Genomic DNA, 11,665 nt, shown 5'->3' with positions numbered 1-11,665 from the left:
CATTCGATACCGCCTATGACGTCAACGTCATGGTCGAGGTCGGTGCCACCGCCCCGCGCGATGCCACACCCGGCCCTGACGGACGGATCCCGGTGGTCGCCGCACTCGAGGATATATTGGGCACCATGCTCGAAAAGGGCCACCTGCTGGACGCCGTCATTGCCCAGAACGAGGCACAGCGTCAAGCCATGTGGAAACGCCGCGAAGACGCGGGCGAGGTGCTGGTCCGGGGCACGCCATTCGTGAACACCGACATTGCCGTGCCGCTGGACAAAGTCGCCGCATTCGAGACCGCCGTGACCCCAAAGCTGAAGGCGATTGATCCCGATTGCGTGGAATGCATCGTGGCGCATCTGGGCGACGGCAATATCCATCACACGACATTCATCACCCGCAATGATCCCGATGTGGTGGCAGCCATGACCGAAGCGGTCGAGGATGTGGTGCAGGACTTGGGCGGATCATTCAGCGCCGAACACGGGGTGGGTCAGTCGAAACTGGGCACAATGCGCCGGCGCAAGGACCCTGTGGCGCTGGATGCGATGCGCGCGATCAAGGCCGCCCTTGATCCCAAGGGCATCCTGAACCCCGGCAAGGTGATTCCCGCGCCCTAAAAGAAATCCGGCCCGGCCTGCGCCAGCAACCGCGCGGCCATTGCCCGGCCCATCTCTGGGCCATCTTCAATCGCGCCACTGACATCGTCGGCATAAACCTCTGTCCCGTCGGTGCGTAGAATTTCACCGCGCAGGCGCATGTTGTTCCCATCCAGATCGGCCAGCCCGCCGATCGGCGTTTCGCATGACCCGTCAAGTGCGGCCAGAAACGCCCGTTCCGCCGCCAGCCGCTGCCCGGTCGGCCCATCGTGGATCGCCGCCAGCATTTCGGCGGCACGGCTGTCACCCTCGCGCCGTTCGATCCCGATGGCCCCTTGCGCCACCGCAGGCAACATGTCGTCAGGGGAAATGGCTGTATGTGGCACGTCCGGCATGTCCAGCCGGTTCAGGCCTGCCTTGGCCAAAAAAGTCGCTTCGGCAACACCGTCGGCCAGTTTTTTCAGACGGGTTTGCACATTGCCGCGAAACTCCACGATATTCAGATCGGGACGCCGCGCCAACAATTGCGACCGGCGGCGCAAGGAAGAGGTGCCAACCGTGGCCCCTTGGGCCAGATCGCCCAACCCCTTGGCGCTCAGCGACACAAAAGCGTCACGCACATCTTCGCGGGGCAGATAGGTATCCAGCAGCAACCCGCCGGGCTGTTCCACCGGCATGTCCTTCATCGAATGAACCGCAATGTCGATCGTGCCATCCAGCAACGCCTCCTCGATCTCGCGGGTGAACAGACCCTTGCCGCCGATCTCTTTCAGCGGGCGATCCAGCACCTGATCGCCGGTGACCTTGATCACGACAATCGTAAAGGCCTCGAAGGGCAGATCGAACGCTTTCGCCAGCCTTTCACGCGTTTCATTGGCCTGCGCCAAGGCAAGCGGCGAACCGCGCGTTCCGATCTTGAAGGCTTGGGCGGGGGTGGGCAATGTGAATGTCATGGGGGAGTGTTAGCCCTGTCAACCCAGCTTGACAACACCAACCGCAATTGGGACGAAGGGAAGATAACAAAGGACATCCAATGACGCAGCAGAAAACGATCCTTCGGGCCCTTGCGGGCGAAACACTCGCCACCCCTCCGATCTGGATGATGCGGCAAGCCGGGCGGTATCTGCCCGAATACAAGGCGACCCGCGCGCAGGCCGGGGATTTCCTGTCGCTGTGCTACAACCCCGAACTGGCCGCCGAGGTCACGCTGCAACCGATCCGGCGCTATGGCTTTGATGCGGCAATCCTGTTCGCCGATATCCTGCTGCTGCCGCAGGCGTTGGGGGCGGATCTGTGGTTCGTCACCGGCGAAGGGCCGCGCCTGTCCACCATCACCACCCCCGATGAACTGGCCGCGTTAAAGCCCACCGACGCCATCCACGACACGCTGAACCCGATCTACGAGACGGTGAAAATCCTGTCGCGTGAACTGCCAAAGGACACCACCCTGATCGGATTTGCCGGTGCGCCATGGACCGTCGCGACCTATATGATTGCAGGGCAAGGCACGCCAGATCAGGGACCGGCGCATGCGCTCAAGGCAGAAAACCGCCCCGTTTTCGAAGGAATCATTAATCGGCTGACCGAAGGCACGATTGAATATCTTTCCAGACAGATCGACGCCGGTGCCGAGGTGGTCAAGCTTTTCGACAGTTGGGCGGGGTCGCTGGAGGGTGACGATTTCACCGAGTTTTCGATCAAGCCGATGGCGAAAATCACGGCCGCACTGAAAGAACGCCACCCCGGCATTCCGGTGATCGTGTTTCCGCGTGGCGCAGGCACACGATATGCAGGCGTGCACGCCGCAACGGGGGCGGATTGCGTGGCGCTTGATGATGGCATCGCGGCGGAATGGGCCGCCGAACACGTGCAAAAAGACGGCTGCGTGCAGGGTAACCTTGCATCATCCCATATGGTGACCGGCGGGCAGGCCCTGGTCGATGAAACCCGCCGCATCTGCCGAGCGTTTTCCAAGGGGCCGCATATCTTTAACCTTGGGCACGGTATCACGCCCGATGCAGACCCAGCCAATGTGCAACTGATGATAGACACGGTGCGCAGCACGGCCTGAGAGGTGCGAAGATGCGCCTGCCATTGACCCTGCGCCTGATCTACTACGGCTTTCGCAGCGCCATGGTTGCCTTTTCTTTGGCCATGGCGGGGTGGGTTACACTGGTGCCTGCGACTGCCGCTGAACGGGATGCACTGCGGGCACCGATCGGCGCGGACAGGCCAGACGGGTTGACCCAACTGCGCATCGCCCGGGCCATGGTTCATTTTGCACCAGAACGTTCCGCACGCCTTCTCAGCCGTTCAAGCAACGGCGAACTTTCACCCGAACTTGCTGGCATGGTTCTGCGGGACATTGCGGCGGGTGCGCCTGACATCCCGGCTGACCCGCCGCCGGACCAGCAAACCGGCGGCGCAAAATTCATCAGGGTCGAATAGGGCGATCAAAACCACTTGGCCAAGGGCGGCAGGCTCATCAGCACGGCATTCGCATCATGGCCCGTCGCCAATCCGAATTTTGTGCCGCGGTCATAGACCAGGTTGTATTCCGCATATAACCCGCGATGGATCAGCTGCGTGTCCTTGTCGGCCTCTGTCCATGGCAGCGTGCGCCGCTTTTCGACAAGCGGCACGTAGGCAGGCAGGAACGCGCGGCCAATATCCTGCGTCAGCGCAAAATCCGCATCCCAATCACTGGTGCAATGGTCATCCATGAAAATCCCGCCCACGCCGCGGGCGCGATTGCGATGCGGAATATAGAAATACTCATCCGCCCATGCCTTGAGCTTGGGATATAAATCAGCGCCATGCGGGTCTAGGTGCGCCTGTTGGGTGGCATGGAAATGGGCGGTGTCTTCGGCGTATTCGATGCAGGGGTTCAGGTCGGACCCGCCGCCGAACCACCAGGCGTGCGGCGTCCAGAACATGCGGGTGTTCATGTGGACGGCAGGTGCATGGGGGTTTTGCATATGTGCGACCAGCGAAATGCCCGACGCCCAGAACCGCGGGTCATCATCCATGCCGGGCACGCCACGCGCGGCCATCGCGCGCTGTGCCGCAGCACCCAAATGCCCATAGACGGTGGATACATTCACGCCGACCTTTTCAAACACGCGGCCGCCGCGCATCACCGACATCAGCCCGCCACCGGCGTCTGATCCGTCATCGGATTTGCGGGTGGTTTCGGTCACTTCGAACCGGCCGGCGGGGGCAGCGCTGTCATCGCTGTCCTCCAGCACCTCGAATGCGGCGACGATTTCATCCCGCAGCGTGCGAAACCATGCCGAGGCCTTTGCCTTTTCCACCTCAAACCCATTTGTCATGCGCGCCCTTGCCTCTTGTTATTGAATAGCGTTCCATACTGGTGTGTTTGCACCATAGCAATCATGCAACGATGATCCAGTTCAAACCCGCGGAGAGACCGATGCGCCCTGCCCTGTTGATGATCCCGCTGCTGGCCCTTGCCGCCTGCGCCACCCCGCGCGAGGCCTGCATCAATGACGCCCTGCGTGACGTGCGCATCCTTGACGGCCTGATCGCCGAGACACGCGGGAATATTGACCGGGGCTATGCGCTGGAAGAACGCCCGGAAGTGCGCACCATCCGCAGGACCTGCACAGGCACCACCGCCGAGGGCGTCGAATTTACTTACCGCTGCGACACCGTGAATACATTTACGACCACAATCCCCGCTGCCATTGACCTGAATGCCGAACAGGCCAAACTGACATCGCTGATGCAACGTCAACACGAAGAGCGGACACTTGCGGACCAGATGATCGCACAATGCATCGCCATATATCCAGAATGATCAATGCGCCGATACGGCAGCTGGATCGATCAATGTGCGGCCACCGTCAACGGTAACGATCTGGCCCGTCACGAAACTGGCCGCATCAGACGCCAGATACTGCACCGCGTCCGAAACCTCTCCGGGGCTGGCGATCCGGTGCAGTGGGGTATTCTGAACGATGCAGTCACGCATCCCGTCATGATCCTTGAGCGACCCTTTCAGACTTGCGCTCATCACGCTGCCAAAGGCGACGGCGTTGACCCGGATTCCGTGCGGCGCAAGGGATACGGCCATGGATCGTGTCAGCTGGTCAAGTGCGGCCGAACTGACCGAATAGGCCAATAGATCCGGATGTGTCCGGCGGGCAGCGATAGAACTGAGATTAACAATCGCGCCAATCGGGCCGGTGTGGTCTTCACCGGTCTGTTTGATCATGCGGCGGGCGACGGCCTGGCTCATCCTGAGCGCGGTCAGCGTGTTCTGCTGCAACAATTCCTCGACCGAGTTATCGTCGGGATCAAGTGGATCGGTTGTCGTTACCTGACGCGACGCATTGACAAGAATATCCACCTTTTCGAAAGCATCGATCGTGGCGGACAAAAGATTGGCAATGGTCAGCTTTTTGCGCAAATCACCGGCAAATATACGCACGTTTTCTTCTTTTGATGCGGCGTCACCCATTTCGTGGATCAACCGTTTTTCATCCATATCCGCGAAAACGACATTCGCACCCTGTTGCGCGAAGTGGCGGCCGATGGCCAACCCCACCCCATTTGCAGCCCCGGTGACAATCGCCGTCTTGCCCGCAATCGAAAATGACATGCGCCTTCTCCCTTTGTCCGACCCTAGCGAAGCGGCCGGGTGGCGTGGAAAATCTTGAAGGCACCGTTGCCGCCAATCATGTCCACGTTACGGAAACTTTCACTCAACCCGGCCTCATAAGGCAAGTGTCGGTTGGCAACCATCCACAGCTTGCCATGCGGGGCCAACAGGCGTGCTGCCGCCTGAATGAAACGGCGGCCCAATGCCGGTTCCGCCGTGCGGCCGGCATGAAACGGCGGGTTCATCACGATCCCATCAAATGGTTGTTCGGGTGCGAATTGGGTCGCATCGGCCCAGTGAAACCGAACGCGCGGGTCGGTGACATTCAACCGCGCGCAGTCCAGCGACAGCTTTTCCGCTTCGATCAGATCCAGCGATCTGACCCCAGCCCGGGCCAGAACAGGTGCCGCCAGATAGCCCCAGCCCGCCCCCAGATCAGCCATCCGGGCAGGCAGTTTGGCAGGCAAAGCGGCGGACAATAATGCAGAGCCCTGATCCACGGATCCATCTGAAAACACGCCTGCTGTCGTATAGTAGCCATGTGCGCCCCTGGCAGGCGGCGGGGCGGCCCAATCGGCAAAAGCATCGGATGCGGCAAACCAAAAGATGCGCCCATGCCCTTTGGTGATTGACGGCAGATTGCCCAATCGTTTGCGGCAAGATGTGAACAGACTGTCCACCCCATCGGTTTTTTGCCCGTCCACGATGACCATATCCGCCCTGGCACAGGCGGTCGCCACCAGCGCACGCGCCAACGCCTTGGCACGTGGCACGACAACGATTGCGACGGCCACAGATGGCATATCATCCATGACGATGTGATCTGCGGCTTGCCAAGCGGCATAGTCGGGGAAAAACCCATGAACGATACGCACGGCACTGCGCGGCAAGGGCGACACGTCATAGGTCGCAGGTGGGCGCAGAACTGCGATATCGCCCTGCGGCAATGACAACAGACCGTCATCAAGGGCGGTGCTTAAACGGGATTGGGACATTTTATCTTGAAAAGCGGAAGGTCGCTATTCTTTCTCCATGGTGCATTGCAGCGGGTGCTGGTGACGCTGCGCAAAATCCATCACCTGCGCCACCTTTGTCTCTGCGATCTCATGGCTGAAAACGCCGACAACCGCCACGCCTTTCTTGTGAACCGTCAACATCAACTCGAATGCCTGCGCATGAGACAGACCAAAAAACCGCTCGAGCACCATGACGACAAATTCCATCGGCGTGAAATCATCATTCAATATCAGCACTTTGTATAATGGTGGGCGCTTTGTCTTTGGCTTGGTTTCAAGCGTAACACCAAGGTCGCCGTCACCGTCGTCCTTCTTGTCAGCCATTAAGTCAACCTTTGCATGCATGAACGGACCCTAGTTGGTCCGTAGCATATATAAAGCACATAAATCTGCTGAAAAGGGGCGTATACAAGAAACAAGAACAGGCGCAATCGGTGGTGAAATACCTTATGTTGCGTGAATTTACGGCACAATCGCTACATGTTGCTGCAAATAGGTCAGGGACGGCCTGAAAGTCTTTGAAATTAGGGTATTTTCTGAAAATCAAAGTTATGTTAGCCTTCTTCTACAATAATAAGACCACCGGAAAAATCCGGGGTCAGAGGCAGTTTGAAAGAGGCAACGACGTGGCAAGTCGTGTGGGACAGTCGGCCCTTTATGGGCTGTATTCATTGGCATTTATCATCACCATCCTGTTTGCGCCGGTCGGCGCGATGGCTGCGCCCTATGCGGCGATGGTCATGGATGCCCGCACCGGCGAGGTGTTGCATTCGCGCAATGCCGATACACGGCTGCATCCTGCGTCGCTGACCAAGATGATGACGCTTTATATCGCGTTCCAAGCGATCCAGCGCGGCGAAATCGGCCTTGATACCGAAGTGACGATCACACGTGAAGCTGCGGCAGAACCACCATCGAAGCTGGGCCTGCGGACCGGTCAGAAAATCCGTTTGCGGTATCTGCTGCGTGCGGCTGCGGTGAAATCGGCCAATGATGCGGCCACCGCCATCGGCATCGCCATTTCCGGGTCACAGGACGCCTTTGCCACACGTATGAACCGCACAGCAGCCGCGATGGGAATGAAGAATACGACGTTCCGCAATGCGCACGGCCTGACACAATCGGGACATTTGTCCACGGCACGCGACATGACAATCCTGGGACGGCACGTGATCTATGACTTTCCACAGTATTATAATCTTTTTTCACGGCGCACGGCCGATGCTGGCATTGCGCAGGTCCGGCATACCAACCGGCGCTGGCTTGACAGCTACAATGGCGGAGACGGGATCAAGACGGGATACACCCGCGCGGCGGGCTTCAACCTTGTGGCCTCTGCCCAGCGCGGGCAGGAACGCGTGATCGCAACGGTTTTTGGCGGCTCTTCCACGGCTGCGCGCAATGCGCGGATTACGGAACTGATGGATATGGGCTTCAACCGCGCACCGGCGCAGGCCACCGTCCGCAAACCTGAACCGCCGTCGGCGATGGCCAGCGGTCAGCGCAACAGTGGCGGAAAGATCGTGCGCGTCAGCGGACTGGTCACCAGTAGCATGCGCCCCATTGCGCGGCCCGCAACGGCACCTGCACCGACCGAGGAAATGCTGCTTGCAGCGATTGACACCAATATCATCGACACCGTGGTCGCCGAGGCGGTGAATGCCGCACTGGCCCAGACCGACCCTGAAACGGCCCCAAAAACACCCGCCATAATGCCCCGCGCCAGACCGGCAGACGCCCCGGATAACATCGTTGCCGCCGCAGCGCCAACGGAACCCGAAACCCGCACAACACCCGAGGTTGTCACCCGCATTTCCACCTCGGGCGGACGGCATTGGGGCGTGAACGTCGGGCGCTACAATACCCGATACGATGCGGAACGCGTTCTGCTGCGCGTCGCCTTGAACGAAATGAGCACGCTTGACGGATCACTGCGCCGCGTGGTGCAACGGTCGGGCGGGTTTGACGCCAATTTCATGGGGCTGACGCGCGAAGGCGCCGATCTGGCCTGCCGCAGGCTGCAGGCTCGGGGCACCACCTGCTTCATGATCGGGACCGAGGGGTGACACGACCCCAAACGGTGCGCTTGCCCGAACACCCGGACCGGTCGCATTCGGACACCGCCGGGGCGATTGCGGCATCCGCCGTGACACTCTGGTGGCATTGTGTGATTGCGTGACGGCACTGGACGACGGCCCGATCAAAATCAGACCGTGACAGGGCCGACGCTAGGCCGCTTTTCCGCCAAAGGCCGCAGCCATCAATTCGCGCGTATAATCCGTTTGCGGCGCGTCAAAAATCGCATCCGCCGGACCTGCCTCGACTACATCGCCCTGCTTCATCACCATCACCTTGTGCGATAGGGCGCGCACGACTTTCAGGTCATGACTGATGAAAAGATAAGCCAGCGCGTATTTCTGTTGCAGGTCGCGCAACAACTGCACGATCTGCACCTGCACCGTCATATCCAGCGCGCTGGTCGGTTCATCAAGGATCAGCAGCTTGGGCCGCAGGATCATGGCGCGGGCGATGGCGATGCGCTGGCGCTGACCACCGGAAAATTCGTGCGGATACCGGTCCATCAAGGTGGGGTCCAACCCGACCTCGCCCATGATGTCCGCCACCATATCGCGCCGGTTGCGCCCTGGTTCGACGCCATGGACACCCAGCCCTTCGGCAATGATCTCGGCCACGGTCATGCGGGGGGAAAGGCTGCCGAACGGATCCTGAAACACGATCTGCATCTCGCTGCGCAGGGGGCGCATCTGGCGTTGGTTCAGCGTATGAATGTCCTTGCCATGAAAACTGATCCGCCCTTCCGACCGGATCAGGCGCATCACCGCCAGCGCCAGCGTCGTCTTGCCCGATCCGCTTTCGCCGACGACACCCAACGTCTCACCGGCACGCACCGTGAGCGTGGCGTCGTTCACCGCTTTGACATGGCCGACCGTCCGTTTCAAAAGCCCGGCCTGAATGGGAAACCAGATCTTGGCGTGATCCGTTTCCAGTACCACAGGCGCATCGGCAGGCACCGGCACCGGCACGCCGGTTGATTCCGCCGCCAGCAGCATTTGGGTATAGGGATGCTGCGGGTTGGCGAAAATCTCAGATGTGGGGCCGCTTTCCACAATCTCGCCGTCTTTCATCACGCAAACCCGGTCGGCGATCTGGCGCACGATCGTCAGGTCATGGGTGATGAACAGCATCGCCATGCCGTCATCCCGCTTCAGGTCCGCCAGCAGGTCTAAAATCTGCGCCTGAATGGTCACATCCAATGCGGTTGTCGGTTCATCCGCAATCAGCAGATCAGGCCCGTTGGCCAGCGCCATCGCGATCATGACGCGCTGCCGCTGCCCACCGGACAACTGGTGCGGATAGGATGTCAGGCGGCTTTCTGCGTCGCGGATACCCACGCGGTTCAAAAGCTCGATGATCCGCGCGCGCACCGCATCCCCGCGCAGGCCCTGATGCAATTCGATGCTTTCTGCCAGTTGCTTTTCCAGCGTGTGCAGCGGGTTCAGCGATGTCATCGGTTCCTGAAAGATGAAACTGATGTCATTGCCGCGCACACGGCGCAGTTCCGCCTCGGAGGCGCCGACCATCTGCGCGCCGCCATAGGTGATGGACCCGGCCATGACCGCACTGTCGCCCAGCAGTTGCACGGTGGACAGGGCGGTGACGGATTTGCCTGATCCGCTTTCGCCGACCAGCGCCACCGTTTCACCCTTGTGCACCTGAAACGACACGCCGCGCACCGCATGGGTCGCACCGCCATCCTGCCGAAAGGCCACGCGCAGGTCGCGCACATCAAGGATCGGTGTCGTCATTCCGCGGCCTTTCCGGCTGGTGCAGCAGCAAACGTCGCATCCAGCGTGTCCACCTTGCCGTCGGCAATGAAGATCTTGCGCGGATCAAACGCGTCGCGCACCCCTTCGAAGATGAACACCAACAGCGACAACATGATCGCAAAGGTAAAGAACGCGGTGAACCCCAGCCACGGCGCTTGCAGGTTCTGTTTGGCCTGCAAGGTCAATTCACCCAGCGACGGGGCAGAGGAGGGCAACCCGAACCCCAGAAAATCAAGCGAGGCGAGCGTCGCAATCGCCCCTGTCACCAGAAACGGCAGCATCGTGACCGTGGCCACCATCGCGTTGGGCAGCATGTGGCGGAACATGATCGTGCGGTCGCGCACGCCCAGCGCCTTGGCCGCGCGCACATATTCCAGATTGCGCGCGCGCAGGAATTCCGCGCGCACCACACCCACCAGCGCGGGCCAGCCGAACAGCACCGTCAGGAACACCAGAAGCCAGAAACTTCGCCCCAAAATCGCGAACACGATAATGATGACATATAGCGACGGCGTCCCTGTCCAGATTTCGATGAACCGCTGAAAAATCAGGTCGGTCCAGCCGCCGAAATACCCCTGCACCGCACCCGCGACGATCCCGATCAGGGATGACGCGACCGTCACGATCAGGGCAAACATCACAGACAGGCGGAACCCGTAAATCACACGCGCCGCCACATCGCGTTTGGTATCATCCGTCCCCAGCCAGTTTTCGGCACTGGGCGGCGATGGCGCCACGCCACCCACATCAACGATGGTATTGTAGGAATAGGGAATGATCGGCCAGACAATCCAGCCGGGTTCAAAGCCTGCGATATCAACCGTTTCGCCACTCTCGACGGCCGCGATCAGTTCCTCGGGCATATCGAAACAATCAACCAGCCCGCCGGTCACGATCAGGCATTGCACCTCGATGTCCTTATACCCTGCCTCGGTCGGGAAATCGCCGCCGAAATCCTGTTCGGAATAAAAGCTGAAAATCGGCATCCGCAGTTCGTTCTGATAGCTGACAAGGATCGGTTTGTCGTTGGCGATGAATTCGGCAAACAGCGACAGACCGAACAGCACGCCAAAAATGATCAGCGACCACGTGGCACGGCGGTTGCGCTTGAAATTGCGCCAGCGGCGCTGGTTCAGGGGGGATAGCCGGATCATCCGCGCGCCTCGAAATCAATACGGGGGTCGATGAACACATAGGTCAGGTCGGTCAGGATGCCCACAACCAGCCCGATCAGCGAAAACGCGAACAGCGTGCCGAACACCACCGGGTAATCGCGCGCGACCGCCGCCTCGAACCCCAGACGGCCCAAGCCATCAAGCGAAAAAAGCGTTTCGATAATCAGCGACCCGCCAAAGAACACGCCGATGAACAGTGCCGGAAAGCCGGAAATCACGATCAGCATCGCGTTACGGAATACATGGCCATACAGCACACGGGATTCCGACAGCCCCTTGGCCTTGGCGGTGATGACGTATTGTTTCTTGATCTCGTCCAGAAAACTGTTTTTCGTCAGCAACGTCAGCGTGGCAAAGGCGGATATGGTCGATGCCAGCACCGGCAGCGTAATGTGCCAGAAATAATCCA

13 protein-coding genes are annotated in these 11,665 nt (G+C 60.0%); 5 read left to right on the top strand and 8 right to left on the bottom strand.

Annotation, left to right across the window (positions count from 1 at the left end; translation table 11 throughout):
* Positions 1-614: FAD-binding oxidoreductase (locus tag ACTG4B_RS14835; protein ID WP_439156479.1), on the top strand; the 614-nt coding region annotated here is incomplete at its 5' end.
* Here the strand turns inward: ACTG4B_RS14835 and hemC are convergent.
* Positions 611-1,546: a hydroxymethylbilane synthase gene (hemC, locus tag ACTG4B_RS14830; protein ID WP_439156478.1), complete on the bottom strand. Its 936-nt coding sequence runs from the start codon at positions 1,544-1,546 to the stop codon at positions 611-613. The two genes, ACTG4B_RS14835 and hemC, sit on opposite strands and share 4 nt — an antisense overlap.
* An 80-nt stretch (positions 1,547-1,626) precedes the next feature.
* Here hemC and hemE point away from each other — a divergent pair, with 80 nt between their 5' ends.
* Both hemE and ACTG4B_RS14820 read left to right on the top strand, forming a co-directional pair.
* On the top strand, positions 1,627-2,664 hold the full coding sequence (gene hemE, locus ACTG4B_RS14825) for a uroporphyrinogen decarboxylase (protein WP_439156477.1): 1,038 nt from the start codon (positions 1,627-1,629) through the stop codon (positions 2,662-2,664).
* A gap of 11 nt (positions 2,665-2,675) precedes the next feature.
* Complete coding sequence (locus ACTG4B_RS14820) at positions 2,676-3,041, top strand: hypothetical protein (protein WP_439156476.1); 366 nt, start codon at positions 2,676-2,678, stop codon at positions 3,039-3,041.
* 5 nt (positions 3,042-3,046) lie between these two features.
* Here the strand turns inward: ACTG4B_RS14820 and hemF are convergent, their stop codons facing one another.
* Positions 3,047-3,925 (bottom strand): oxygen-dependent coproporphyrinogen oxidase, encoded by an 879-nt coding sequence (gene hemF / locus ACTG4B_RS14815; protein WP_439156475.1) that lies wholly within the window; start codon positions 3,923-3,925, stop codon positions 3,047-3,049.
* Between the two features lie 101 nt (positions 3,926-4,026).
* Here hemF and ACTG4B_RS14810 point away from each other — a divergent pair, with 101 nt between their 5' ends.
* Entirely contained in the window at positions 4,027-4,413 is a 387-nt protein-coding gene (locus tag ACTG4B_RS14810) for a hypothetical protein (protein WP_439156474.1), read from the top strand.
* Here ACTG4B_RS14810 and ACTG4B_RS14805 read toward each other — a convergent pair whose 3' ends face one another.
* The 3 genes from ACTG4B_RS14805 to clpS are packed head-to-tail and all read right to left on the bottom strand — an operon-like array spanning position 4,414 to position 6,557.
* Positions 4,414-5,217, bottom strand: a complete 804-nt coding sequence (locus ACTG4B_RS14805; RefSeq protein WP_439156473.1) for an SDR family NAD(P)-dependent oxidoreductase — start codon at positions 5,215-5,217, stop codon at positions 4,414-4,416.
* Positions 5,218-5,240: 23 nt separating this feature from the next.
* Positions 5,241-6,212: a class I SAM-dependent methyltransferase gene (locus tag ACTG4B_RS14800; protein ID WP_439156472.1), complete on the bottom strand. Its 972-nt coding sequence runs from the start codon at positions 6,210-6,212 to the stop codon at positions 5,241-5,243.
* A gap of 24 nt (positions 6,213-6,236) precedes the next feature.
* Positions 6,237-6,557, bottom strand: a complete 321-nt coding sequence (gene clpS / locus ACTG4B_RS14795) for an ATP-dependent Clp protease adapter ClpS (RefSeq protein ID WP_439156471.1) — start codon at positions 6,555-6,557, stop codon at positions 6,237-6,239.
* A 389-nt stretch (positions 6,558-6,946) separates the two neighbouring features.
* Between clpS and ACTG4B_RS14790 the strand changes: the two genes are divergently transcribed.
* Positions 6,947-8,299, top strand: a complete 1,353-nt coding sequence (locus ACTG4B_RS14790) for a D-alanyl-D-alanine carboxypeptidase family protein (protein ID WP_439156480.1) — start codon at positions 6,947-6,949, stop codon at positions 8,297-8,299.
* Positions 8,300-8,461: 162 nt separating this feature from the next.
* Here ACTG4B_RS14790 and ACTG4B_RS14785 read toward each other — a convergent pair whose 3' ends face one another.
* From ACTG4B_RS14785 to ACTG4B_RS14775, 3 genes are all read right to left on the bottom strand, one after another.
* Positions 8,462-10,060 carry an ABC transporter ATP-binding protein gene (locus ACTG4B_RS14785; RefSeq protein WP_439156470.1) on the bottom strand — a complete coding sequence of 533 codons (1,599 nt, stop codon included), beginning with the start codon at positions 10,058-10,060 and terminating at the stop codon, positions 8,462-8,464.
* Positions 10,057-11,235, bottom strand: coding sequence for an ABC transporter permease (locus ACTG4B_RS14780; RefSeq protein ID WP_439156469.1), 1,179 nt, complete (start codon positions 11,233-11,235; stop codon positions 10,057-10,059). Before ACTG4B_RS14780 ends, ACTG4B_RS14785 begins: the two co-directional genes overlap by 4 nt.
* Positions 11,232-11,665, bottom strand: a 434-nt coding sequence (locus tag ACTG4B_RS14775; protein WP_439156468.1) for an ABC transporter permease subunit, incomplete at its 5' end; no start/stop codon positions are given. The genes ACTG4B_RS14775 and ACTG4B_RS14780, both read right to left, overlap by 4 nt.

Origin of the sequence: Yoonia sp., from assembly GCF_965660735.1 — a bacterium.
Classification (GTDB): domain Bacteria; phylum Pseudomonadota; class Alphaproteobacteria; order Rhodobacterales; family Rhodobacteraceae; genus Yoonia.
The sequence above is the reverse complement of the archived record's forward strand: the minus strand, read 5'-3'. Positions and strand labels throughout refer to the sequence as shown.